Source organism: Streptomyces sp. NPDC057697, from assembly GCF_042799335.1.
Taxonomy (GTDB): domain Bacteria; phylum Actinomycetota; class Actinomycetes; order Streptomycetales; family Streptomycetaceae; genus Streptomyces.
Genome location: NZ_JBHVJA010000003.1, coordinates 606,904 through 631,232, shown reverse-complemented (window position 1 = coordinate 631,232; position 24,329 = coordinate 606,904). Strand labels below are relative to the sequence as shown.

The following is a 24,329-nucleotide window of genomic DNA, read 5'->3' as shown; positions in this document are numbered from 1 at the left end:
CAACGCCTCTGGTCACACATTTCGTTCCGCCGTCCCGGAACCGGCGGAGCGCCCCGGCTCCGAGCGGTGCCGCGTCTCAGTCGGCCCCGAGCGGCGGTGCGGGCTCGCCGGGGTAGTCCGCGGGCGGGTTCAGCCGCTGCCCCGGCCGCCCGCCCATCTCGTACTTCAGCAGCTTCTTCGCCTTCTCCGGATCCGTCTCCCCCTCGCCGTACGCCGGGCAGAGCGGGGCGATCGGGCAGGCGCCGCAGGCGGGCCTGCGAGCATGGCAGATGCGGCGGCCGTGGAAGACGACCCGGTGCGAGAGCATCGTCCACTCGCTCTTGGGGAAGATCGTGGCGATCTCGGCCTCGACCTTCTCCGGGTCCTCCTGCTCCGTCCACTTCCAGCGGCGGACCAGCCGTCCGAAATGGGTGTCGACGGTGATCCCCGGGACGCCGAAGGCATTGCCCAACACGACGTTGGCGGTCTTGCGGCCGACCCCGGGGAGCGTGACGAGATCGTCGAGCCTGCCCGGCACCTCGCCGTCGAACCTGTCCCGGAGCGCCACGGAGAGACCTATCAGCGACTTCGTCTTGGCCCGGAAGAATCCGGTCGGCCTGATGAGCTCCTCCATCTCCTCCGGAACGGCCGCGGCCATGTCCTCGGGGGTGGGGTAGGCGGCGAAGAGCGCGGGGGTCGTCTGGTTGACCCTCAGGTCGGTCGTCTGCGCGGAGAGGACCGTGGCGACCAGGAGCTCGAAGGGGTTCCGGAAATCCAGCTCGGGGTGGGCGTACGGGTAGAGCTCGGCGAGCTCGCGGTTGATCCTCCGGGCACGGCGCACCATCGCCAGCCGCGATTCCGGCTTCCGCCCCGCCCCTGCCCGCGCCGCTCCCGCCGCCGGCACCGAGGGAGCGGCCGACGCTCCTCCTGCGACCGACGCTCCTCCTGCGGCCGGTGCCGCCCCTGCGGCCCGTGCTCCTCCTGCGGACGGTGCTGCGGGCTTCGCCTTCGCGAGGCCCTTCACCGACTCCCTCGCGGGACGTTTTGTCGCTTTTTTCGGGCGAATCGCCCCCTGTTCGCCCACAGCGGAATCACGGCCTTCCGACACCCCATCAGCCCCCTTGGCCTGCGCTCTCACCGGCGATTTGGACACCCGGCCAGCCTAGAGCCACGCACTGACATCCGCCCCTGTCACCGTGCATCAGCCCCCAATCGGCCCCCTGCCGCACGATTCGGCACGCCCGTGCGTCAAACTGGTTTGTGATTGATCGCACTGTTTTACCGTCCGGCATGATGGGGACCACGGTTCCCTGAACAGGCCGACAAGGAGAAATCTCGTGGACGACGTTCTGCGGCGCGCCCCGCTTTTCGCGGCGCTCGATGATGAGCAGGCCGCGGAGCTCCGCGCCTCGATGAGTGAGGTGACCCTCGCACGCGGCGACGCGCTCTTCCACGAGGGCGACCCGGGCGACCGCCTCTACGTGGTCACCGAGGGCAAGGTGAAGCTCCACCGCACCTCCCCCGACGGACGCGAGAACATGCTGGCGGTCCTCGGCCCCGGCGAGCTGATCGGCGAGCTGTCGCTCTTCGACCCGGGCCCGCGCACCGCCACCGCGACCGCGCTGACCGAGGTCAAGCTCCTCGGCCTGGGCCACGGCGACCTCCAGCCCTGGCTGAACGCCCGCCCCGAGGTGGCCACGGCCCTCCTGCGTGCCGTCGCCCGTCGTCTGCGCAAGACCAACGACCAGATGTCCGACCTGGTCTTCTCCGACGTACCGGGCCGCGTCGCCCGCGCCCTTCTCGACCTGTCGCGCCGCTTCGGCGTCCAGTCGGAGGAAGGCATCCACGTCGTCCACGACCTGACCCAGGAAGAGCTGGCCCAGCTGGTCGGCGCCTCCCGCGAGACGGTCAACAAGGCACTCGCCGACTTCGCCGGACGCGGCTGGCTGCGCCTGGAGGCGCGCGCCGTGATCCTGCTGGACGTGGAGCGCCTGGCGAAGCGGTCCCGCTAGCCGGACCGTCTGCCCACGCGTGTGGAAGGCCCCGCCGAACGGCGGGGCCTTCCACACGTGCGGGGTCGCGCACGGGGCTGGGTACGGGCCCGCGTCGGGGCCTGTGTACGGGACCGCACATCGGGCCGCTCGCGCGGGGCACGTACGGGACCCCTCGCACCGGCGGGAGACGGCTGACGGCTGACGTCCGTACCCGCGCGCCGGAACCCGCGTACCGGCGGCCGGCAGCTGACGGCTGACGGCTGACGGCTGACGGCTGACATACCCACGCGCCGCGCCCCGCGCCCGACCACCCCCGCGACACCCCGCACCGCATCCGCGTGCCGCGCCCGTGCGTCAGATCAGCCCGTGCTCGCCCAAGTACTCCAGCTGCGCCAGCACCGAGAGTTCCGCCGCGGGCCACAGGGACCGGTCCACATCCGCGTACACCTGCGCCACCACCTCCGAGGCCGTCCGGTGCCCGGCCTCGACCGCGGTCTCCACCTGGGCCAGCCGGTGGGCGCGGTGCGCGAGGTAGAACTCGACCGCGCCCTGTGCGTCGTCCAGCACCGGGCCGTGCCCCGGCAGCACCGTGTGCACGCCGTCGTCGACGGTCAGCGAGCGCAGCCTCCGCAGTGAGTCGAGGTAGTCGCCGAGCCGCCCGTCCGGATGCGCCACGACCGTGGTGCCGCGGCCGAGGATCGTGTCGCCCGTCAGCACCGCCCGGTCGGCGGGCAGATGGAAGGAGAGCGAGTCCGCGGTGTGCCCGGGGGTCGGCACGACGCGCAGCTCCAGTCCACCGGTGGTGATCACATCGCCCGAGGTCAGCCCCTCGTCGCCCAGCCGCAGCGCCGGGTCCAGGGCGCGCACCTTCGTACGGGTCAGCTCGGCGAACCGCGCGGCGCCCTCCGCGTGGTCGGGGTGCCCGTGGGTGAGGAGGGTGAGCCCGATCCGGCGGCCGGCCCGCTCGGCGGTGTCGATGACGGCCCGCAGGTGGGTGTCGTCCAGCGGGCCCGGATCGATGACGACGGCAAGATCGGAGCCGGGCTCCGCGACGATCCAGGTGTTGGTGCCGTCCAGCGTCATCGGCGAGGCGTTGGGCGCGAGGACGTTGACGGCACGGCGGGTGGCGGGGCCGGACAGGGCCCCGCCGCGCGGCTGCCCCGGAAGGGCCGCGGCCTCGCTCATCCGGCCCCACCGCCCGCGCCGCCGCTCGGGATGTGTTTGGTGAACTCGTCGTGTCCCGGCCAGCTCAGCACCAACTCGTCACCCTCCAGCCTCGCCTGTGCCAGCACGGGGGCGAGGTCCTGGGACTCCGCCGCCTTCAGGGCCTCGGCGGCCGTCCCGTACGGCCTCAGCGCCCGCAGCGTGGAGATGGTCGGCGGCATCATCAGCAGTTCGCCCCGGTCGTATCCGTCGGCCGCCTCGCCCGGCCCGATCCACACCGTGCGGTCGGCCTCCGTGGAGGCGTTGCGGGTGCGCTGGCCCTCGGGGAGCGCGGCGACGAAGAACCAGGTGTCATAGCGGCGGGGCTCGAACTCCGGGGTGATCCAGCGTGCCCAGGCGCCCAGCAGGTCCGAGCGCAGCACCAGACCTCGCCGGTCCAGGAACGCGGCGAAGGACAGCTCCCGGGCGACCAGCGCCGCCCGGTCCGCCTCCCAGTCGGCCCCCGTGGTGTCGCTGACCACCGTGTCCGCGCCGGGTCCGGCGAGGAGCACGCCCGCCTCCTCGTAGGTCTCGCGGACCGCCGCGCAGACGATGGCCTGGGCCTCGGCCGGAGTACCGACGCCCAGCCGCTCGGCCCAGGTCTCCAGCGCGGGCCCGGCCCAGCCGACGAGCCGGTCGTCGTCGCGCGGGTCGACCCCGCCACCCGGATAGGCGTACGCCCCGCCGGCAAAGGCCATGGAGGTGCGGCGGCGCAGCATGTGGACGGTGGGACCGCCATCGGTGCCAGTGGCGGAGTCCCGGAGCAGCATCACGGTGGCGGCCCGCTTCGGGGCCGCGGCCGTCAGCTCACCTGCGGCGAGTGCCCGGATCCGGTCGGGCCATTCCGGTGGGTACCACTGACCATTGGACATGGCCGGAGGCTATCCGGAACCGCGCCGATGTTCGAGAGGTGCGGGGATCCGTACATGCCCCGTACACAGATGATCCCGCCCGGTCGTCATGACCGGCCGGGATCGGAGGAGCAGAGACGGCGGGGACTACAGCGGCGGGCAGAGACGGCAGGAAGACAGCAGGCGCGGCAGGGACCGCGGCGACATCAGAGACGAGCAGGAAGACAGCAGGGGCGGCAGGAACAGCAGACGCTTGACGCCCCTGATGCCCTGACGCCCCTGACGCCCCTGACGCCCCTTGCGTCCTCAGGCCCCGACCAGCTCGACCTGGACCTCGACCTCGACCGGCGCGTCCAGCGGCAGCACCGCGACACCCACCGCGCTGCGCGCGTGCACACCCTTGTCGCCGAGCACCGCACCCAGCAGCTCGCTGGCGCCGTTGATCACGGCGGGCTGCCCGGTGAAGTCGGACGCGGAGGCGACGAAGCCCACGACCTTCACCACACGCGCGATCCGGTCCAGATCGCCCGCGACGGACTTCACGGCTGCCAGCGCGTTGAGCGCGCAGGTCTTCGCCAGCTCCTTGGCCTCGTCGGGCGTGACCTCGGCACCGACCTTGCCGGTGACCGCGAGCTTGCCGTCCACCATCGGCAGCTGGCCGGAGGTGTACACGTACACACCCGACCGCACGGCCGGCTGGTACGAGGCCAGCGGAGGCACGACGTCCGGCAGCGTCAGCCCGAGCTCGGCGAGCTTCGCCTCGACGGCGCCCGCCACTACGCCTTCTCCCGCTTCAGGTAGGCCACGAGCTGCTCGGGGTTGTTCGGGCCGGGAACGACCTGGACCAGCTCCCAGCCGTCCTCGCCCCAGGTGTCCAGAATCTGCTTGGTCGCGTGCACGAGAAGGGGCACGGTCGCGTATTCCCACTTGGTCATGGCCCGACTGTAATACCTGGCACGCGCAGCCTCGTGCGTAGCCTGCGGTGTGACTGGTTAGGCTCGAATACGTGAGCAGGTTCCAGGTCGTCAGCGGCAAGGGCGGTACCGGTAAGACCACGGTCGCCGCCGCCCTCGCGCTCGCCCTCGCGACCGAGGGCAAGCGCACCCTCCTCGTGGAGGTCGAGGGCAGGCAGGGCATCGCCCAGCTCTTCGATACGGAGTCCCTCCCGTACGAGGAGCGCAAGATCGCCGTCGCACCGGGCGGCGGCGAGGTGTACGCCCTCGCGATCGACGCCGAGCGCGCCCTTCTCGACTACCTCCAGATGTTCTACAAGCTGGGCAGCGCGGGCCGGGCGCTCAAGAAGCTCGGCGCGATCGACTTCGCCACCACGATCGCGCCCGGCGTGCGGGACGTCCTGCTGACCGGCAAGGCCTGCGAAGCCGTACGCCGCAAGGACAAGCAGAACCGGTACGTCTACGACCACGTGATCATGGATGCCCCGCCCACCGGCCGCATCACCCGCTTCCTCAATGTGAACGACGAGGTGGCGGGGCTGGCCAGGATCGGCCCGATACACAATCAGGCGCAGGCCGTGATGCGGGTGCTCAAGTCCCCCGAGACCGCCGTCCATCTGGTGACGCTGCTGGAGGAGATGCCGGTCCAGGAGACCGCGGACGGCATCGCCGAGCTGCGGGCGGCCGACCTGCCGGTGGGCCGGGTCATCGTGAACATGGTGCGCCCCCACCTGCTGGACGAGGACACCCTGCGCACCGCCGCCGGCGGCCGCCGCAAGGAGATCGCCAAGGCGCTGACCAGGGCCGGGGTGACCGGCTCCGCGGGGCTCGTACGCCCCCTGGTCGAGCAGGCGGCCGAGCACGCCCAGCGGGTCGAGCTGGAGCGGGAGCAACGTGCCGTGCTCGCGGACCTGGAGCTTCCCGGGTACGAACTCCCGTTGATCGGCGAGGGGATGGACCCGGCCGGTCTCTACGAGCTGGCGACCGAGCTCCGCAAGCAGGGCGTGGGCGAAGGGGCGGCACAAGGGGTGGGTGCATGACACAGCGCGCGGACGCGGCCACGGCCGCCACGACGGGTACGGCTGCCTCGATGAACGCGGCACCTCCTAGGAAGGCGACGTCTTCGACGAACGCGGCACCTTCCAGGTCCGGGAACGCAACGCTCTCGACGAACGCGACGCCTCCCAGGAACGCAACGCTCTCGAAGGACACGGCTTCTTCCACGTCTTCCACCGCGGCCGCTCCTCCTCCCGCCCCCACTTCCGCCTCCGGTCCCGCTTCCGCCTCCGGTCCCGCTTCCACCTCCGACGCCTCCTGCCCCACCCCCGCCCCCACGCTGGACACCGACGCGCTGCTCGACGACCCGGACATCCGGATCGTCGTGTGCTGCGGTTCGGGTGGCGTCGGCAAGACCACGACCGCGGCGGCCCTGGGCGTACGGGCGGCGGAGCGCGGCCGCAAGGTCGTCGTCCTCACCATCGACCCGGCCCGCAGGCTCGCCCAGTCCATGGGCATCGACTCGCTGGACAACATCCCGCGCCGGGTACCGGGCATCGAGGGCGAGGACGCCGGGGAACTGCACGCCATGATGCTCGACATGAAGCGGACCTTCGACGAGATCGTCGAGGCGCACGCGGACGGCGAGCGGGCCCGCGCGATCCTGGAGAACCCCTTCTACCAATCCCTGTCGGCCGGATTCGCGGGCACACAGGAGTACATGGCGATGGAGAAGCTCGGGCAGCTGCGCGCGCGCAACGAGTGGGACCTGATCATCGTCGACACCCCTCCGTCGCGCTCCGCGCTGGACTTCCTGGACGCGCCGAAGCGGCTCGGTTCGTTCCTGGACGGAAAGTTCATCAAGCTGCTGATGGCCCCGGCGAAGATGGGCGGCCGGGCCGGGATGAAGTTCCTGAACGTCGGCATGTCGATGATGACCGGCACCCTGGGCAAACTGCTCGGCGGTCAGTTCCTGCGCGACGTACAGACCTTCGTCGCGGCGATGGACACCATGTTCGGCGGATTCCGTACCCGGGCCGATGCCACGTACAAGTTGCTCCAGGCACCCGGAACGGCGTTCCTCGTCGTCGCGACACCGGAGCGGGACGCGCTGCGCGAGGCGGCGTACTTCGTGGAACGGCTGGCGGCGGAGGAGATGCCGCTGGCCGGGCTGGTGCTCAACCGGGTCCATGGCAGCGATGCCGCCCGGCTCTCCGCCGAGCAGGCCCTGGCCGCCGCAGAAAATCTTGATGCAGAAAATCTTGACGGGGTCGGCATTGTGGATCAGACGGCCGGGAAGGCTGGACTTCGTGACCGGGCCGAACGGTCGGCCGCCTCCCCCGAAGCCACTGACACTCCCGGTGCCACATCGCACACCACTCCCGACGCCACGCCCGACCATCCCGCGCACGAGAACACCGAGGACCGCGAGCCCACGCCGGTGGCCGCTCCCGACGCATCCGGGACCACCTCCGTCGATGAGCTGACCGCAGGTCTGCTGCGCCTGCATGCCGAACGGATGCAGGTCGTCGCGCGCGAACAGCGCACACGCGAGCGCTTCACCGCGCTGCACCCCGAGGTCGCCATGGCCCAGGTCGTCGCGCTGCCTGGCGATGTACATGACCTCGAAGGACTTCGAGCCGTCGGAGAACGGCTCGCGACCGGTTCCGCCCCGGCCGGAGTGGTGTAGCTGTAGCCGCTCGTTCGTCCTATCCCACCGCGGCGAACCTCTCGTGCAGTTCGTCGTCGTCCAGCCCGATCGCCACGGGCAGGATGCCCGTCGACTGCTCGTACTCGCTGCGCGCGGTCTCCAGCAGCCGGCGCCAGGACGTGACGGTGGGCCGCCTGCGCAGCAGCGCGCGGCGCTCCCGCTCGGTCATTCCACCCCACACGCCGAATTCGACGCGATTGTCCAGCGCATCGGCCAGGCACTCGGTCCGCACCGGGCATCCGGTGCACACCGCCTTGGCCCTGTTCTGCGCTGCCCCTTGTACGAACAGTTCATCCGGATCGGTAGTGCGGCAGGCTGCCTGCGCACTCCAGTCGGTTACCCAGCCCATCACGGCGCCGTCCTCTCCCGAATCGAGGCTCCCCCACGGCGGAAACGGCATATTCACCGCTGCCAGTTGAGGACGTTACGGAAGGTGGCGACAGCACAACACCCCCTTCGGGCCCAATCTTGAATGGCCCGAACGGACTATGCGTATGCGGCAGATCACCCAGGGGAGTGAGGCGAGGGCATACGCGACTATCCCGTCGCAATCGGGACAGTTCACCTGGATCACAACGGACGTTCAATGACACACGAGGTGAATTCGGGAGCGCTGAACTCGTGGCCGGGACCTGCACGGGGGTTGATACGGAACCGGACTGCTGTGACAGTTGAGAGCAGCTTAGGCCAAGGCATATACGTGTGTCCGGCGAATGAGAACGTAGGTGCCTCGCGTTGCTCGGCCGTCACGGACATGGCGGCGGCCACGGAGCGCCGAGACCCCGCCGACCGGGCTCCATCGATGCGTCCGACGCGTCCGACGCGTGTGATGCGTCTGATGCGTCTGATGCGTCCGAATGCGTCCGCCTGCATCGAGCTCCACCGGACGGCATCGCCCCCGGCGTCCCCACCCAGCATCCCCATCCGGCATCCCCATCCGGCCGCATCGGACGACACCGAAAGGCTCCCGGAGCCGCCGGAAGGCTCCGGGAGCCGCCGGGAGCCGCCGAACGGGCATCCACCTGCGCCCGGATGTCACGGTCTGGTACTCGAACGCCGCGAGAGGCCCCCGCTCCCGCAGAACGCCGCCGACGACGGATTAGGCTGCCTCCATGCCAAAGAAGCGCTCGGGCGGGGGTCTCTCGACGACCCAGCAGGCCGCCAAGTTCCTCGGTGTCGCCGCACTCTCCGGAGTTGTGCTCGCGGGCATCGCGCTGCCGGCCGCCGGAGCACTGGGGCTCGCCACCAAGGGAACGGTCGAGGGATTCGACGAGATCCCGGCCAACCTCAAGACTCCGCCGCTGAGCCAGCGCACCACGATCCTGGACAGCAAGGGCGGGATGATCGCCTCGGTGTATTCACGTGACCGCACGGTGGTCCCGCTGAAGGACATCTCGCCGTACATGCAGCAGGCGATCGTCGCGATCGAGGACGCCCGCTTCTACGAGCACGGGGCCGTCGACCTCAAGGGCATCCTGCGCGCGCTGAACCGCAACGTGCAGTCGGGCGGAACGGCCGAGGGCGCGTCGACCCTCACCCAGCAGTACGTGAAGAACGTCTTCGTGGAGGAGGCCGGCGACGACCCGGACAAGGTCGCGCAGGCCACCCAGCAGACGATGGGCCGCAAGGTCCAGGAGCTGAAGTACGCGATCCAGGTCGAGGAAGAGCTCGGCAAGAAGAAGATCCTGGAGAACTACCTCAACATCACCTTCTTCGGGCAGCAGGCATACGGCGTCGAGGCCGCCTCCCAGCGGTACTTCTCCAAGTCGGCGAAGGACCTGACGCTGGAGGAGGCCGCGCTGCTGGCCGGTGCGGTGCAGTCGCCGAGCCGGTACGACCCGGTCAACGACCCGGCCGAGGCGACCAAGCGCCGCAACACCGTGCTCCAGCGCATGGCGGACGTCGGGAACGTCTCGCAGGCCACGGCCGACAAGGCGAAGGCCCGCCCGATCAAGCTGAAGGTCAAGAAGCCGAAGAACGGCTGCATCACCGCCGTCAGCGGGGCCGGCTTCTTCTGCGACTACGTACGCCATGTCTTCCTCACCGACCCGGTCTTCGGCAAGTCCAAGGAGGACCGGGCCAAGATCTGGAACCAGGGCGGCCTGACGGTCCGGACGACGCTCGACCCGCAGTCCCAGCAGTCGGTGCAGGCCTCGATCAAGAGCCACGTCTACAAGTCGGACAAGGTCGCGACGGCCGTGACGCTGGTCCAGCCCGGCTCCGGCAAGATCATGGGCATGGGCCAGTCCAAGCCGTACGGCTTCGGGACCAACGAGACCCAGTACAACTACTCGGTCAACAAGGCCATGGGCGGCTCCAACTACGGCTTCCCGACCGGCTCGACGTTCAAGCCGTTCCTCGCCGCCGCGGCCATAGAGGGCGGCAAGCCGGCCACCCAGACCTATCCGTCCCCGTACGAGATGGACTACCCGGACACCGTGCAGTCCTGCGGGAAGCCGTGGATCAACGACGGTGTGCCGAAGTACCACCTGGAGAACGAGAGCGAGTCCGAGAAGGGCCCGTACGCGCTGAAGGAGGCGATGGCGAAGTCGGTCAACACCTACTTCGTCGAGATGCTCCAGGACATCGGCATGTGCCCCGTCTCGCAGATCACCGACAAGCTCGGCGTGGTGCAGGGCGACGGCACGAAGCTCCCGCAGAACCCGTCGACCCTGACCCTGGGCTCCAACGGTCTGTCGCCGCTGACGATGGCGAGCGCGTACGCCGCCTTCGCCAACCGCGGTACGTACTGCACGCCGATCGCCATCGAGTCGGTCCACAAGGCCGACGGCAGCTCGCTGCCCGTGCCCAAGACCTCCTGCTCGCAGGCGATGTCCCAGACCACGGCCGACACCGTCAACACGCTGCTGCGCGGTGTGGTCGACTCCGGTACCGGCCAGCAGGCCGGTCTGCAGAGCCGCGACAACGCGGGCAAGACCGGTACGACCGACGCCCGGAAGAACGCCTGGTTCGTCGGGTACACGCCGAACATGTCCGGTGCCGTCTGGGTCGGCAGCCCGTCGCAGAGCGTCGAGATGGAGAACATCACGATCGGTGGCGTCTACCAGGAGAAGGTGTACGGCGGACAGGTCCCCGGACCGATCTGGCGTGACGCGATGACGGGCGCCCTCAACGGAGTGGCGGCTCCCCCGTTCAACACCATCGACATCCCGGACCCGCAGAAGAACGACGACCGGGGCAAGGGCCGGAACCGGGGCCGGGACAAGGGACAGCCCGGCTCCGACAACAAGAAGCCCGGCGGAAACAACGGCGGCGGAGACAACGGCGGCGGGCGCGGCGGGAACAACGGCGGCGGGCACGGCAACCACGGCGGCCAGACCATCGCGGGCACGCAGGGCCCCTGACCCTCGCGGCTCCTATGAAGGGGTGCCCCGGACCGATTCCTTCCGGTCCGGGGCACCCCTTCATATATGTATGCCGTTGTGCGCACCTGTCTCCGCACCGTCACGGGACGCCCCGGTACGTACGCCGCGCCTGCCGCGTACGCCGCATCTGCCACGTACGCCGTGCGCCGCAGGGGCTCAGCCCGCGAGAAGCTTCTTCACCGAGGCGGCCACCCGCCCGCCGTCCGCGCGCCCCGCCACCTTGGGGTTCACGATCTTCATGACGGCGCCCATCGCGCGCGGCCCCTCGGCCCCGGCGGCCCTGGCCTCCTCGACTGCGGACGCCACGATCGCGCCCAGCTCGTCGTCGCTCAGCTGCTTCGGCAGGTACGCGTCGAGGATCTCGCCCTCCGCCTTCTCACGCTCGGCCTGCTCCGCACGGCCGCCCTGGGCGAAGGCTTCGGCCGCCTCACGGCGCTTCTTCGCCTCCTTGGCGATCACCTTCTGCACCTCGTCGTCGGAGAGCTCGCGGGCCGACTTGCCGCTGACCTCCTCCTTCGTGATGGCGGTGAGGGTCAGCCGGAGCGTGGACGAGGTCAGCTCGTCACGCGCCTTCATGGCCGTGGTGAGGTCTTCCTTGAGCTTGGACTTGAGCGTGGTCATGTGCTGATTGTGGCAGGTACGGGGCGACCGGCGCCCGCCGGTTTTCTGCTGGCCGCACGGTGTCTGCGACGATGGACACATGCGCGCACGCTACGGAGTACCCCTGAAAGTCACGGCAGTCGGCGCGGCGATCGGCGCAGCCGGTCTCGCCTACGCCGCCGGATTCGAGGCCCGCTCGTTCCGCCTCCGGCGGGTCACCATCCCCGTACTTCCGCACGGGGCACGCCCGTTGCGCGTGCTCCAGGTCTCCGACATCCACATGGTGAGCGGCCAGCGCAAGAAGCGCGCCTGGCTCCAGTCGCTGGCGGGCCTGCGCCCGGACTTCGTCGTGAACACCGGCGACAACCTCTCCGACCCGGAGGCCGTGCCCGAGCTGCTCGACGCGCTCGGCCCGCTGATGGAGTTCCCGGGGGTGTACGTCTTCGGCTCCAACGACTACTACGGGCCCAAGCTCCGCAACCCCGCCCGCTACCTCCTGGAGAAGGCCCACGGCAAGCACGGCCTCAACGGGAACGCACCCGCGGTCGGCGTGGTCCACAACCCGTGGGAACCGATGCGCGACGCCTTCGACGAGGCGGGCTGGCTCGGCCTGTCCAACACCCGCGGCCACCTCAAGCTCGACGGCCTGGAGATCGCCTTCACCGGCCTGGACGACCCGCACATCAAGCGCGACCGCTACGCGGAGGTGGCGGGCGGCCCCGAAACGGGCGCCGACCTCTCCATCGGCGTGGTCCACGCCCCCTACCTGCGCTCCCTGGACGCCTTCACCAGGGACCGTTACCCGCTGATCCTGGCCGGTCACACCCACGGCGGCCAGCTCTGCATCCCCTTCTACGGAGCCCTGGTCACCAACTGCGACCTGGACACGGACCGGGTCAAGGGTCTCTCGACCCACTCCGTGGACGATCACCGCGCCTACCTCCACGTCTCCGCCGGCTGCGGCACCAACCGCTACACCCCGGTCCGCTTCGCCTGCCCGCCCGAGGCGACCCTCCTGACCCTGACGGCCCAGGACTGACCCCCGACCGGGCACCCGCACCCCCGCCCCGCAACCACCACGACGGCGCCCCGGCCCTGCCCCCGCCCACCGGCACCGAAACCGGATTTCGTCTGCGGGCGCGGGTGGGCTAAAGTAATCGATGTCGCCAGAACACCGGCGACGATCGGGGTGTAGCGCAGCTTGGCAGCGCGCTTCGTTCGGGACGAAGAGGTCGTGGGTTCAAATCCCGCCACCCCGACAGCTGAAAGACCAGGTCAGGGGCCTGATCCGCGAGAGCGGGTCAGGCCCCTCCTGCATTTCCGGTGATCGTCCGGGAGAGATCCGGGAGAGATCCGGGAGAGATCCGGGAGAGATCCGGGAGAGGATCGAGAGAGAGCCGGGAGAGAGCCGGGAGAGGATCTTGGCCGGCTTCTCCCGGCATGTGATCACCCCGGCGGGACCCGCGGCAGCCACCAGGCCCGCACGCGCGGCCACGGCGCCTTCCATGCCGCTCCCGACCAGGTGGACCCGTTCGACCACCACGAACGCGACCGGCAGGTCGACCAGTTGCCTCCCCGCGCCAGGCGATGAACCCCGTCGTCGAGTGGCCCGACCCGCGGCCCGGCACCCTCGACGACGCCCGGAGACGCCCGGAGACGCCCCGGCCGCATGATCCGCAACGTCTCAGGGCCCGGTCGGTCCGAGCCGCCGAGCGAGGCCCGCCCGCGACGGCCCGGCGGACGACGATCGGCGCACATCCGGGGGCGAGGTCGGCACCCGGCCAGGGGGACCGCCTCCCGCGCTGCCGCATCCCGTCATGGCGGCTCACCAGTCGCGCAGCTGCTCGGCGGCTTCCTGGTAGGCCTCGGTGGCGCGGGTGAAGTAGTCGAAGAGGACGTCGAGTTGGTCCTGGGTGTAGCCGCCGAGAATCTTTCCGACCTTCTGACGGGCGGGGGCCATCGCGAGGTCGAGCCCGGCGGGCTCACCGAGTGGCTCGACGGTGACCTTGCGGCGGTCGGTGGGGTCCGGCACGCGGCGTACGTAGCCCGCCCGCTCCAGACGGTCGATCAGGCGGGTGGTCGGCCCGGTCGTCAGACCGGTGCGCGTACCCAGTTCGCCCGGGGTCATCGCGCCCGCCAACTGAAGGATGTTGAGCGCGTACAGGTCGGTGGCGCCGAGCTCGCAGGCCCGCGCGCTCGCGTGGCTGTGGAGCAACACCGCACTGAGGTACTGGCGGTAGATCCGGCTGGCATCGGGGCGCATCTCCGGCGTTGACAAGGGCTCCTCCACTCCTTAATCTCTTCCTCGAAGAAGAGAAATCTTCGACGCAGTAACTTCTCTTAAGAAGTTATCACGGGAGGGCATGACCATGAACGCCACCAGCACCCCGCAGACCGAGCAGCAGAAGCACCTGGAGCCGCTCACGACCGTCCGGACGTCGGCCCCGAAGAGCCGCCGTCGCCGCATAAAGATCATCCTCGGTGTCACCGCGCTGACGCTGGCCGTTGCCGCAGGTGGCGGATACCTGTGGCTCGGCGCCACCTCCGACGCGAAGAACCTCGGTGTGAGCGACTGCAACGCGGTCGAGCCCGAGATCACCGCCACTCCGGCCGGCTCGGCGACCGCCGACGACCACCGCGCCGTCTGCGGCGTCCTGAGCGCGATGAAGGACGCCTGGGCCCGCCACGACGCCACCGCGTACGGTGACCTGTTCACCGAGGACGCCACCTACACCACCTACGTGGGCACCGCCTACCAGGGCCGACGCGACATAGCCGAAGGCCACCGCGCCCTGTTCGGTGGATTCCTCAAGGGGACCAAGCTCTCCGACTCATGGCTCAGCATCCGCTTCTACGGCCCCGACACCGCCGTGGCCACCAGCCGCGGCGACACCTACGAAGGCGGGGAGCCGAAGGCCGCCGACCTCTCCAAGACGCAGACCTACACCCTGGTCCGCCAGGCCGACGGCGCATGGCGCATCGCCGCTTTCCAGAACACCAAGCGCCAGCGCGTCATGGAACGCATCTCGTTCCTGTTCTCCCCCGGCACCAAGCCCGCGGCCGAGAAGTGAACCCGCTCGGCGCCCGGAACCGGGGCGCGGACATGCCCACCGCGCTGGTGACCGGCGCCGGAGCCGGGATCGGGCGGGAGTTCGCCCGCCAACTGGCGGCGCGCGGCCACCAGGTGATCGCCGTCGCCCGGAGCGAGGACGGACTCCGGTCGCTGACCGACGAACTCGGCCCGGACCACTCGCACATCGCCGCCGACCTGACGACCCCCGACGGCCTGCGGAAGGTCACCGGGGCACTCGACGGGCACCGCCGGGTCCAACTGCTCGTCAACAACGCCGGCACCACCGTGCCGGGCCCCTTCGCCACGGTCCCGCTCCATCGGACGCTGGCGATGATGCGGCTGAACTGCGAAGCGCTCGTCACCCTCGCCCATCGGTTCCTCGCCCGTGCCGAACCCGGTGACAGCCTGCTGAACGTGTCCTCGACCCTGGCGTTCGCCCCCATGCCGGACCTGAGCGTCTACGCCGCCACCAAGGCGTTCGTGACCTCCTTCTCCGAGTCCCTCTGGCACGAACACAAGGACCGTGGCATCTACGTGATGGGCCTGTGTCCGGGCATGACGGCCACCGAATCCCAGCCGCACTCCGACGGCGACAGCCGCTCCGTGCCGGTGCAGTCCCCGGAACGCGTCGTACGGACGGCCCTCACCGCCCTGCACCGGCGCAGGCGGCCCACCGTCATCTCCGGACGACGGAACACGCTCTTCGCCGCGGCCACCCGCTCCCTGCCGCGCAGGACCGTACTCAAGATGCTCGGCGGGACCTGAGCCAGGCGCTCCTGGACTGCCGAGAGGGGTGACGCAGTTCGCCGCACCCGCTCCTGCCGCGGTTCCGGACGCTGCGGCACAACCTTGTGGTGCCCGAGGGAGTCTGCGAAGTATCCACTATGGGCTTTTCTGATATTAAGGTGCACGTCATGCCGAGATTCGCTGAGTTCGACGCTTCATCGCTCCGCCGCACCAGTGCAGTTGAGGGCGGGTTCCCCTGGCGCGGGCAGACCGTGACCCTGATCCAGGTCGACGCGAAGGGGATCGTCAGCCAAGCCACCCGCGTGACCGAGAAGCGGACGATGCTGGCCGAGGCGGGACCGAAGGATCTGATACTCGCCGCATGGCCCGGGCAGTGGTCCCAGGACGTGTTCCTGGTGGACGATCTCAAGGCCGCTCGCGAGGAAATGGGCTGAGCCCGGCCGCTGCCGCGAGAAACGATCTTTCTCGCGGCAGCTCGTTCCCGATCGTCACCCGTCCCGGTGACTTGCCCCGGCTTCTCCTGACCGGTCCGATCCATCATGGGCAGGATGGGCCGCCGTGAAGCAGGGCGTCTCGGGGGAGGTGGCCTATGTCCTTGCTGCCTTGGCGAGCCCTTGTGCCGAGCGGTTCGTCCCGCGTGATCGTCACCCGGCCGGACAGTACCGATGCCGATGCCGATACCGATATCGATGCCGCTCCAGCCGTCGCGCTCCGGAAGGGATGCGAGCCGGCCACCGGGGCCGGCCCGCTCCGTCCCCCGCGAACGACCTATGCGGAACGTGACGAGCGGCCGCCGTCGAACGAAGTGGCCCGTCTGCTCGCGGGGGCCATGCACGGGCGTGTGGACCGTATCGGTCAGGCGCGCGATCTGGTGGGGCAGTGGCAGGACCGTGCGCTGGGCCACGAAGTACGCGACATCCGGCGCCTGGGCCCCCTCGCCGGAGACGTACTCGTCCGCTGGACCCTGGACAACGTGCTCAACGCGCGAAAACGTCCCGCGCCCTCCTTCGGATTCAGCCTTCCTCTCGTCCTGACCCACAGCGTCGCTGCCCACCGCCAGCGCCGGCTGCGCGACATCGTGGCGGCCGGGTCGGTGGGTCTGATGGTGGTGCGCCATCCCTGGGGTGCCCTGGCGCTGATGGTGATGGTGCTGCTCCACCACTACCTCGTCGGAGCGGGGCTCCTCCACGCACTGCTCCGCTGGGGCTCCAGCTCTCTCGTTCCGCTGCTCCTCGTCGTGGCAGGCGGCTACCTGGCCTGGTCAGAGGTGCGGACCCATGCGTCCGCCCTGTCGTTCGCGGTACGGGACTCCGTCGCCGCCGCCGTGTGGACGGCCTTCCTGCTCACCGTCGTCCACACGGTGGATCGCTGGTCGTGCCTGGCTCACCTGGCCTCGCTGGGCCCTCGGCGGAGGGCTTCGGCGGTCCGCCCGCGCCTCGCTCCACGGGCGAGGGCACGCATCGCCGAATGCGAGGTGACCGAGAGGTGGCAGAGCATCCCGTACCGGAAGGAGGCCGGAGTCCATCGCTTCGTCGGTGCCGGACTCGATGCCTGGCGGGCCAGTGGCCCCCGGATCCAGCTCACCGCCGCCCCTCGTACCGACGCCGAGGAGAACGCGGAGCCCGGCAGCGCACGAGCGGCGGCGCCCCCGCCGACGTTGCCCGCGCAGGCCGGGGCAGCCCCGGAGGACGAGCCGGCCGGCATCCGCAGGTTCGAGGCCGATGAGCTGATGGACAGGCTCCGCGTCGAGCTCGAACGTCTCAGCGGTGTCCTGGTGGAGACCCATGCCCTGCCTCACTGCGACATCTTCGAGGTCCTCACCGTTCCGCAGTCCCGGTGGAGGACGCTCACGCGGAAGCCCTACCGCGAGCCCGGTGGCCCGAGAGGGGATCTCGACGGCAGGTGGCCGGAGGCACACGAGATGATCCAGGAAGGGACGCGGGCGCCGTCCGGCCATCACTCGCGTCGATATCTCGCCGCGCAGGTCGTCGACTGGCAGGGAGAGATCGTCGTCACGGTGTTCGCGCATGCCGCTCTCGAAGGAAGAACGCTCCACTTCGTGACCCGGCCGCATGTCATGGCCCCTCTCCGGGCCGAAGCCCGCTCCGAAACCGCGAGGGGGCGGGAACTCGCCGCGAAAGTCCTGGTCACCCCGGTTCATGCCGTCGGCGACACCGTGGCGCTGGCACATGGCGCCCGTACCTGGCTCATCCGCGCCTCGAACGTGGTCCTGGGCGGTTTGCTCGGGCGGTTCGCGCAGCAGCGGGCGGCGGAGGCTCTCGACCGGGCAGAGCAGGCGGACGACGGCGAGCCCGTCAGCCTCCGGGAACACTGCGCTCTCGACGCACCGGAAGACATGCATCAGGCGGAAGACGCGGCCCGGCACATCTCGATCCTCCAGTCACGGATGTTCACCACCGTCGGTGCGTTCCTCGACGATCACGGCGTCTACACCGGCGACTTCAGGCGCCAGGCACAGGAAGTCGTCACCAAGATCTTCATCAACGGCGATCACAACCAGGTCAATACCGGAAACATGCACGGCGGTCAGACGAAGAACGCCGAAGGCGACAACGCACAGCCGAAGGGATGAGCATGAACATCTGGCGGGGTCGTGGCACGAGCAGCGGCGTCCACATCACGGGAAGCGGCAACCAGGTCAACACGGGCCGGATCGGTGGAAGCCAACAGCAGTCGTACGCCGGAACGGGGCAGGGCGCCGAGCTCCAGGACGCGCTGGCGAGGCTCTCGGAGCTGCACGCCGCCCTGGAGCACCATGCGGAAGAGCTGAGCAACGCCGATCTGGCGCGCCGCACGGCCCGGCGCATCGAGGAAGAGTTGAACAGTGCCCGGCCCGACCGGCGCCGTATCAGGGACAACCTCGAAGATCTCGAACTCGCCGTCGGGTCCGCGGCAGCCGTCGTCACCGTTGTGCAGGGCCTCACGGCTGCCGTCGTGACGCTGCTCGGCTAGGGACTCTGCTCGGGCAGGGGTTCTGCTCGGACAGGACGGCCGCTCCCCGAAGGCTGATCGCCCGTTCTGTTCGGACAGGGGTTCTGCTCGGACAGGACGGCCGCTCCCCGAGGGCTGATCGCCCTTGGTGCGGGTCAGCTCTCCAGGGGGGCGGTCCATGAGCGGAGTTTCTCCGGGTTGCGGACTGCCCAGATGTGGGTGACGCGGTCGGCCGTGAGGCTGAACGCGGCCACGGTCACGGGCACGCCGGTGTGCTGGGCGACCAAGCCGGGTCGGCCGTTGACCGTCCGTTCCAGGAGCGTCAGGCCCGGGGCCTTGTCGGCGATGTGGATCAGGTACTGGGCGATGCGATCGCTGCCCCGGACCGGGCGGAGGACGGCGCCGACCAGACCGCCACCGTCGGCGGTCATCGTGGCGTCGGGGTCGAGGAGGCCCACGAGAGCCCCGATGTCCCTGGCCTCCCAGGCTTCCTTGAAGCGTCGCACCAGGCCGGTCTGCCCGGCCGCCGGAACCATCGGGGTACGGGCGGCGCGGACCCTCCGGCGCCCCGAGGACGCCAGCTGCCGACAGGCCGCCGGGGTCCGGTCCACGATCTCGGCGATCTCCGCGAACGGGTACCGGAAGACGTCGTGCAGGATGAACGCCACGCGCTCGGCCGGTGTCATCGACTCCAGTACGACGAGGAAGGCCATGTCCACCGACTCGTCCAGGGTGACCTGGTCGGCGGGGTCCGCCGACTCGGCCCCACCGCCGCCCGACCGCCCGCTGAACCACTCCGTACGGTCGGGCAGCGGCTCGGGGATCCACGCGCCGACGTAGGCCTCGCGCCGGACCCGTGCCGAGCCGAGCACGTCCAGGCAGATGCGGCCGGCCACCGTCGTCAGCCAGGCGGCGGGCACCTCCACGGCCTCCTGCCGGTGCCTCGGCATGGCGTACCAGCGGGCGTAGGTCTCCTGTACGGCGTCCTCCGCCTCGGCCAGCGAGCCGAGCAGCCGGTAGGCGAGGTTGATCAGCCGACGCCGCTCGTCGGCGATCAGGCTCGGGGCGGGCGTGGCGGGGGCGTGCGCCCCGGTGGCGGGGGCGTGCGCCTGGTCCGTGGGGGCGGTGGGAGTGGGGGCGGTGGAGGTGGGGGCCGGGTCCGGCTGGGTGTGCGCCGGGTCGGATGGGGTGCTCATGGCCGTGGCCGCTCCCTTGTTCTCCTCAGCCGGTGTTCTTCTCGGTCGCGGTTCGCTTCGTTCGTGGTGCACCGGGCGATGGGGGCCGCGCCCGGCCTCACATTCCGCGGCCCTGTGTCGTCGAACTACCGAGACATTACTGATCCACCGCCGCGAGGCAGAAGAGGGGGACCGTGTCATGACCACACGGACGACCGCAGCACCGGGCAGAGTCACGTTCATGCAGGTCTCGATAGCGCTTCAGACCTTGGCCATCTTCTTCCAGGCGGCCACGGCCGGTCTGCTGCTCTCCACGTCCTACGGCGAGACGCTGCACAGTGTCGGGGCACGGGTGATGTACGGCGCGTCGATGCTGTACGTGCTCGCGGCGGTTCTGGCCTGGCGGCCGGGCGGTGGTTCGCCGCGCCCGATCCTTTACGCGTCCGGCTTCCTCGTACTCGCTTCCGTGCAGGTGGTGCTGGGCATCGCGCACAAGCCCTCGCTCCATGTGCCCCTGGGCGTCCTGATGTTCGGCCTCAGCGTGCTGGCGCTGGGCCAGGTGCTGACCGGCCGCGCGCCGGGGCCCGACGGCACGCGGTCGTAGCCGCTGGCGGGACCGCGCACGCCGGTGGCGGAGGCCGTGCACGCTGCGTATCCGGGGGAGTCGCGCTCGGCCGCTACCACCCAGAATGCACCTTTCGCACCCACATGCGAATCTGGTGATGGCCCATCGTCCGAGTTCCGCAACAGGAGGCACGATCGTGGGCAAGAAGCAGAGTCGACAGAACCGCGGTGCCCGCAGCGGCGGCCATGAACGCAGCACTGCTCCGGAGGCGAAGGAGCAGAAGCAGCCGACGACCGCGCAGGAAACGGTGCACTCGATCTCGGAGCAGGTCTCCCACCGGAAGCAGCGGAGGTTCGGCCACAACTGATCCTCGTATCTCCGTAGAACCACGAAAACCGCCCTCTGCGGCGGCGCCCCCTCGGGGGATTGCCGCCGCAGAGGGCGGTTTTTTTCTGTGCTTTTTTTTCTGTGCTCTTTCTGTGCTTTTTCTGTGCCTCATGAATGACCCGTCGGCTCGGACATCGGTGCACTCGATGAGCCGCTGAAGCCGTGAATCCGGAAATTCGGGCACCGGTACGCCCCTGCCCGCCATGCGACCCCCTGCCGATATGCCACCCGTTCGGGTCTCGGTCAGGGGTTTATCTACGCGCGGAGCTATGACGCCCGAACGATCATTCGGGCATATCAGACTAGTTCTTCCGCAGCTATTACCGGCCGGTACCTTCAGCTGCTAGAAACGTGGCGCTCAATCAACCCCCCACCCACCCCCCACACTTCGGAGGGCTGACAGCCATGTCAGTACGGAGATTCTGGGCGTCCGCATCCACTCTGGTCCTCGCCGCCGTGGCCGCACTGGGCATGGCCCAGCCGGCCTCGGCGAACTCCTCGGCCGCCGCCGACGGATACGTCGCCCTCGGCGACTCGTACTCCTCCGGCGTCGGCGCCGGGAGTTATCTTTCCGACAGCGGCGACTGCCGCCGCAGCACCAACGCCTACCCCTACCTCTGGGCCGCTGCGAACTCCCCTTCCTCCTTCGCCTTCGTGGCCTGTTCCGGTGCCACGACCAGTTCGGTGGCCGGGACCCAGCTGGGGGCGCTGAGCTCGTCCACCGGTCTGGTCAGCGTCACTGCGGGCGGCAACGACGTCGGGTTCGCCGATGTCATGCAGGACTGCGTGCTGTCCGGCGAGGCCACCTGCCTCAGCAGCGTCTCCACGGCCGTGTCGCAGATTCAGAACTCACTGCCTTCCGGCCTGAGTTCGCTCTATGGTTCCATCCGCTCGCGGGCCCCGCAGGCCCATGTCGTGGTGCTCGGCTACCCGCGCTTCTACCAGCTGAGCGGCAGCTGTATCGCCGGGCTCTCGGAGAAGGAGCGGTCGGCCATCAACAACGCGTCCGACGTGCTGAACGGGGTCATCGCCAAGCAGGCGGCCGACGCCGGGTTCACGTTCTCCAGCGTGGTCGACGAGTTCACCGGGCATGAGCTGTGCTCCGGTGACCCGTGGCTCCACAGTGTGTCGTTGCCGATCTACAACTCGTACCACCCCAAGGCCGCCGGCCAGTCCGGTGGTTACCTCCCGGCCTTCCGCTCGGCCGCGTAGGACGCGGGCGAGAGAAGCGCGGGAGTGCGGGAGTGCGGCGGGCCACCGGGGGTTCCCTCGGTGGCCCGCCGCACTCCGTCGCGCTCCTCCGGGCTTCTTCGCACCCCCCGAGCTTTTCCGCGCCTGTCCGAACTTCCCCGCACTCCCCCGCGCTTCCTCGAACCTCCCTTCTCTTCCCCGCGCTTCCGCGAACCCCCTTCTCTTCCCCGCGCTTCCTCGAACCTCCCAGCACTCCCGTCACAGTCGGGCGGGAAGGTCGGGCGTAAGGGTCAGGTGGGAAGGTCGGGCGCGAAGGTCAAGCGGGGTCCGACGCGGCTCCCGGCCTGTGCAGGGCCAAGGCGCCGATCGCGGCGAGTACGGCGGTGACGGCTGCCGCCCACCAGCCGTGGCGGAACGCGTCGAGCGCCTCGCCCGGCCCGTCCGGCGCCCCGAGCAGCGTGACCATCAGCGCCACCCCCAGCACCGAACCCGTCTGCCGGGCCATCGTCGTGACGGCCGATCCGGTGGCGAACCGGGTGGGCGGGAGCGCCGCGGCGGCCGCGCCGACCAGGGTGGGGAGGGCCAGGCCGACGCCCAGGCCGGTGACCAGCATGCCGGGGAGGAAGCCGCTCGCGTAGCCCGGAGCCGTATCAAGGGCGACGGCCCACCAGGCCAGCCCGGCGGCGAAGAGCAGGCAGCCGGCCGCCGCCGTACGCCCCGCTCCGAGCCTGCGGACCACCGGTCCGGAGAGGACCGCGAGCACGGGCACGACCAACGGGCCCGGCGCGACGGCGAGTCCGGTACGGATCGCCGAGTACCCCCACACCTGCTGGCACCAGAGCACCGCCGTCAGCAGCATCGCCGCGAACGCGACGGTGAAGAGCAGGGCCGCGAGGGTGGCCGTCGCGAAGACCGGGGTCCGCAGCAGCGGCAGTTCGACGACCGGGGCCGGATGCCGGGCCGAGCGCACCCAGAATCCTGCGGCGAGCACGGCCGTCGCGACCAGCGCGACCAGGACACGCGGCGAACTCCAGCCCCAGGCGTCCGCCTTGACCAGCGCGAGGGCCAGCGCGCCTATGGCGAGGGTGAGCAGCACCGCCCCGACGAGGTCCGGGAAGGGGCCCTCGCGGTGCGGGCGGGCGTCGGGCAGCCGCCGCGCGCCCGCGAGCAGCCCGATCACCCCCACCGGCACGTTGACGAGGAAGACCCAGCGCCAGTCCGCCTCCACCAGCACGCCACCGACCACCGGGCCCAGACCGGCCGCGATGCCGCCGATCGCCGCCCAGCTCCGGATGGCCCGGGGGCGGCGCTCTGCCGGGGTGTTGACCAGCAGGAGCGCGAGGGACGTCGGCATCAGCGCGGCTGCTCCGGCCGCTTGCAGCGCCCGGGCGGCCACCAGCCAGCCGACTCCCGGGGCGAGGGCGCAGAGCGCGGAGGCGACGGTGAAGACCGCCAGCCCGAGGAGGAAACCGCGGCGGTGGCCGTACCGGTCGGCCAGCCGGCCCGCGACGACGAGCAGCGCGGCGAAGACGATCGCGTAGGCGTTGAGCACCCAGGACAGCGAGGCCAGGGAGCTGCCGTCGAAGGCGTCACCGAGCGCGGGGACCGCGACGTTGACGATGAACAGATCGAGGTTCACCACGAAGACACCGGCCGAGATGATCCAGACAGTGGCCCGTGAAGTGGGCGGGGAGGAGGCGGCGATCGGCTGGCCCGCTGTCGCCGCCGGAGAGGGTGAGTTTGATTTTCCAACTGTCATGGCGGCAAGGTAGCGCCAGTGAGTTTGAGATGGCAACCTTGTGGTGATGAGTGCTGCACAGGAATCCCGCGCCCGTACTGCCACCACTGCCACGACGACCGCGACGGCTGCGACCACCGCGACCGCCACGACCACTGCGACGGCTGCGCTGCCCGGTCGGCCCTGCTCGGCGGCTGCCGCGCTGCATGTGGTGGGCGAGAAATGGGCGCTTCTGGCGGTGCGCGAGATCTTCTTCGGCAACCACCGGTTCGAGGCGATCGCCCGCAACACCGGCGCGCCCCGCGACCGGCTCGCGGCACGCCTGCGCTCACTGGAACAGGCGGGAGTGGTGGAGCGTCGGCCCTACAACGAACGCCCGCCGCGTTACGAGTACCACCTGACCGATTCGGGCCGTGACCTCGCTCCGGTCATCCGGGCGCTGCTGGACTGGGGCGATCGGTGGGTACGGGAGGACCGGCCGGTGGTCATGCTCCACGAACCGAGTACGCACGCGGACGTGTCGGCCGACGTCCACGCGGACGAGCCGATGGACGGGCAGGTGGCCGCGCATGCGCACGATCTCGATGCGGCGTGGATCTGTCGCACCTGCGGCGAGGAGGTCGAGATGAACACCCTGACGGTCGACGTCCGCGCCCCCGGGTGGGACCGCTCGGGCCCCAGGGTTCCAAGCCCGTCCGACAACTGACGACCAACGGCCAACGACCGACGGCCGATGACAGCGACGGCGACTGCCACTCCACTGCCACTGCCACTGCGGGCAAGATCTCGTGGGCGCCCGCAAAATGGCTGGCACGGGTGCGGCCCGTG

General features: G+C 70.2%; 24 protein-coding genes and 1 tRNA gene. 15 read left to right on the top strand and 10 right to left on the bottom strand.

Annotation, left to right across the window (positions count from 1 at the left end):
• Positions 1 to 76: 76 nt before the first annotated feature.
• Positions 77 to 1,063 carry an endonuclease III gene (nth, locus tag ACFVFH_RS12670; protein ID WP_383766430.1) on the bottom strand — a complete coding sequence of 329 codons (987 nt, stop codon included), beginning with the start codon at positions 1,061 to 1,063 and terminating at the stop codon, positions 77 to 79.
• Between the two features lie 253 nt (positions 1,064 to 1,316).
• On the opposite strand from nth, the gene ACFVFH_RS12665 reads away from it, so the two are divergent.
• A complete protein-coding gene (locus ACFVFH_RS12665; RefSeq protein ID WP_014046869.1) occupies positions 1,317 to 1,991 on the top strand; it encodes a Crp/Fnr family transcriptional regulator in 675 nt (224 codons plus the stop codon).
• A 336-nt stretch (positions 1,992 to 2,327) separates the two neighbouring features.
• Here ACFVFH_RS12665 and ACFVFH_RS12660 read toward each other — a convergent pair whose 3' ends face one another.
• From ACFVFH_RS12660 to ACFVFH_RS12645, 4 genes are all read right to left on the bottom strand, one after another.
• Positions 2,328 to 3,158, bottom strand: coding sequence for an MBL fold metallo-hydrolase (locus tag ACFVFH_RS12660; RefSeq protein ID WP_383766427.1), 831 nt, complete (start codon positions 3,156 to 3,158; stop codon positions 2,328 to 2,330).
• Entirely contained in the window at positions 3,155 to 4,048 is an 894-nt protein-coding gene (locus tag ACFVFH_RS12655; protein WP_383766425.1) for an NUDIX hydrolase, read from the bottom strand. Before ACFVFH_RS12655 ends, ACFVFH_RS12660 begins: the two co-directional genes overlap by 4 nt.
• 285 nt (positions 4,049 to 4,333) lie before the next feature.
• On the bottom strand, positions 4,334 to 4,804 hold the full coding sequence (locus tag ACFVFH_RS12650; protein WP_093547591.1) for a RidA family protein: 471 nt from the start codon (positions 4,802 to 4,804) through the stop codon (positions 4,334 to 4,336).
• The gene (locus tag ACFVFH_RS12645) at positions 4,804 to 4,962 is read right to left on the bottom strand and encodes a DUF4177 domain-containing protein (protein ID WP_003967454.1); all 159 of its coding nucleotides are present in this window, start codon (positions 4,960 to 4,962) and stop codon (positions 4,804 to 4,806) included. The genes ACFVFH_RS12650 and ACFVFH_RS12645 overlap by 1 nt, the downstream gene beginning before the upstream one ends.
• 71 nt (positions 4,963 to 5,033) lie before the next feature.
• Here ACFVFH_RS12645 and ACFVFH_RS12640 point away from each other — a divergent pair, with 71 nt between their 5' ends.
• A complete protein-coding gene (locus ACFVFH_RS12640) occupies positions 5,034 to 6,020 on the top strand; it encodes an ArsA family ATPase (RefSeq protein WP_383766422.1) in 987 nt (328 codons plus the stop codon).
• Positions 6,017 to 7,666, top strand: a complete 1,650-nt coding sequence (locus ACFVFH_RS12635) for an ArsA family ATPase (RefSeq protein ID WP_383766419.1) — start codon at positions 6,017 to 6,019, stop codon at positions 7,664 to 7,666. The genes ACFVFH_RS12640 and ACFVFH_RS12635 overlap by 4 nt, the downstream gene beginning before the upstream one ends.
• Positions 7,667 to 7,685: 19 nt before the next feature.
• Here ACFVFH_RS12635 and ACFVFH_RS12630 read toward each other — a convergent pair whose 3' ends face one another.
• Positions 7,686 to 8,036 (bottom strand): WhiB family transcriptional regulator, encoded by a 351-nt coding sequence (locus tag ACFVFH_RS12630; RefSeq protein ID WP_176729316.1) that lies wholly within the window; start codon positions 8,034 to 8,036, stop codon positions 7,686 to 7,688.
• 763 nt (positions 8,037 to 8,799) lie between these two features.
• Here ACFVFH_RS12630 and ACFVFH_RS12625 point away from each other — a divergent pair.
• Complete coding sequence (locus ACFVFH_RS12625) at positions 8,800 to 11,052, top strand: transglycosylase domain-containing protein (protein ID WP_383766417.1); 2,253 nt, start codon at positions 8,800 to 8,802, stop codon at positions 11,050 to 11,052.
• Positions 11,053 to 11,229: 177 nt separating this feature from the next.
• On the opposite strand, the gene ACFVFH_RS12620 is transcribed toward ACFVFH_RS12625, so the two are convergent.
• Positions 11,230 to 11,694 (bottom strand): GatB/YqeY domain-containing protein, encoded by a 465-nt coding sequence (locus tag ACFVFH_RS12620; RefSeq protein ID WP_383766413.1) that lies wholly within the window; start codon positions 11,692 to 11,694, stop codon positions 11,230 to 11,232.
• A 79-nt stretch (positions 11,695 to 11,773) separates the two neighbouring features.
• Between ACFVFH_RS12620 and ACFVFH_RS12615 the strand changes: the two genes are divergently transcribed.
• Positions 11,774 to 12,712, top strand: a complete 939-nt coding sequence (locus ACFVFH_RS12615; RefSeq protein WP_383766410.1) for a metallophosphoesterase — start codon at positions 11,774 to 11,776, stop codon at positions 12,710 to 12,712.
• A 146-nt stretch (positions 12,713 to 12,858) separates the two neighbouring features.
• Positions 12,859 to 12,932 (top strand) — tRNA-Pro (locus tag ACFVFH_RS12610).
• 566 nt (positions 12,933 to 13,498) lie between these two features.
• Here the strand turns inward: ACFVFH_RS12610 and ACFVFH_RS12605 are convergent.
• Positions 13,499 to 13,951 carry a MarR family winged helix-turn-helix transcriptional regulator gene (locus ACFVFH_RS12605; RefSeq protein ID WP_383766409.1) on the bottom strand — a complete coding sequence of 151 codons (453 nt, stop codon included), beginning with the start codon at positions 13,949 to 13,951 and terminating at the stop codon, positions 13,499 to 13,501.
• A gap of 85 nt (positions 13,952 to 14,036) precedes the next feature.
• On the opposite strand from ACFVFH_RS12605, the gene ACFVFH_RS12600 reads away from it, so the two are divergent.
• From ACFVFH_RS12600 to ACFVFH_RS12580, 5 genes are all read left to right on the top strand, one after another.
• Entirely contained in the window at positions 14,037 to 14,744 is a 708-nt protein-coding gene (locus ACFVFH_RS12600; RefSeq protein WP_383766407.1) for an SgcJ/EcaC family oxidoreductase, read from the top strand.
• A gap of 32 nt (positions 14,745 to 14,776) precedes the next feature.
• Positions 14,777 to 15,511, top strand: a complete 735-nt coding sequence (locus ACFVFH_RS12595; RefSeq protein WP_383766404.1) for an SDR family NAD(P)-dependent oxidoreductase — start codon at positions 14,777 to 14,779, stop codon at positions 15,509 to 15,511.
• Between the two features lie 149 nt (positions 15,512 to 15,660).
• Positions 15,661 to 15,927 (top strand): hypothetical protein, encoded by a 267-nt coding sequence (locus ACFVFH_RS12590; RefSeq protein WP_383766401.1) that lies wholly within the window; start codon positions 15,661 to 15,663, stop codon positions 15,925 to 15,927.
• Between the two features lie 407 nt (positions 15,928 to 16,334).
• Positions 16,335 to 18,086 (top strand): hypothetical protein, encoded by a 1,752-nt coding sequence (locus tag ACFVFH_RS12585; protein WP_383766399.1) that lies wholly within the window; start codon positions 16,335 to 16,337, stop codon positions 18,084 to 18,086.
• Entirely contained in the window at positions 18,083 to 18,466 is a 384-nt protein-coding gene (locus tag ACFVFH_RS12580) for a hypothetical protein (protein WP_383766397.1), read from the top strand. The genes ACFVFH_RS12585 and ACFVFH_RS12580 overlap by 4 nt, the downstream gene beginning before the upstream one ends.
• Before the next feature lie 134 nt (positions 18,467 to 18,600).
• On the opposite strand, the gene sigJ is transcribed toward ACFVFH_RS12580, so the two are convergent.
• A complete protein-coding gene (gene sigJ, locus ACFVFH_RS12575; RefSeq protein WP_383766394.1) occupies positions 18,601 to 19,641 on the bottom strand; it encodes an RNA polymerase sigma factor SigJ in 1,041 nt (346 codons plus the stop codon).
• A 178-nt stretch (positions 19,642 to 19,819) separates the two neighbouring features.
• Between sigJ and ACFVFH_RS12570 the strand changes: the two genes are divergently transcribed.
• The 3 genes from ACFVFH_RS12570 (at position 19,820) to ACFVFH_RS12560 (ending at position 21,784) form a co-directional block, all read left to right on the top strand.
• Positions 19,820 to 20,224 carry a hypothetical protein gene (locus ACFVFH_RS12570; protein WP_383766391.1) on the top strand — a complete coding sequence of 135 codons (405 nt, stop codon included), beginning with the start codon at positions 19,820 to 19,822 and terminating at the stop codon, positions 20,222 to 20,224.
• Positions 20,225 to 20,381: 157 nt separating this feature from the next.
• Complete coding sequence (locus ACFVFH_RS12565; protein ID WP_383766388.1) at positions 20,382 to 20,552, top strand: hypothetical protein; 171 nt, start codon at positions 20,382 to 20,384, stop codon at positions 20,550 to 20,552.
• Between the two features lie 425 nt (positions 20,553 to 20,977).
• Positions 20,978 to 21,784, top strand: coding sequence for an SGNH/GDSL hydrolase family protein (locus ACFVFH_RS12560; protein ID WP_383766385.1), 807 nt, complete (start codon positions 20,978 to 20,980; stop codon positions 21,782 to 21,784).
• A gap of 295 nt (positions 21,785 to 22,079) precedes the next feature.
• Here the strand turns inward: ACFVFH_RS12560 and ACFVFH_RS12555 are convergent, their stop codons facing one another.
• Complete coding sequence (locus tag ACFVFH_RS12555) at positions 22,080 to 23,522, bottom strand: MFS transporter (protein ID WP_383766382.1); 1,443 nt, start codon at positions 23,520 to 23,522, stop codon at positions 22,080 to 22,082.
• 46 nt (positions 23,523 to 23,568) lie between these two features.
• On the opposite strand from ACFVFH_RS12555, the gene ACFVFH_RS12550 reads away from it, so the two are divergent.
• Positions 23,569 to 24,207 carry a winged helix-turn-helix transcriptional regulator gene (locus ACFVFH_RS12550; RefSeq protein WP_383766379.1) on the top strand — a complete coding sequence of 213 codons (639 nt, stop codon included), beginning with the start codon at positions 23,569 to 23,571 and terminating at the stop codon, positions 24,205 to 24,207.
• Positions 24,208 to 24,329: the final 122 nt, after the last annotated feature.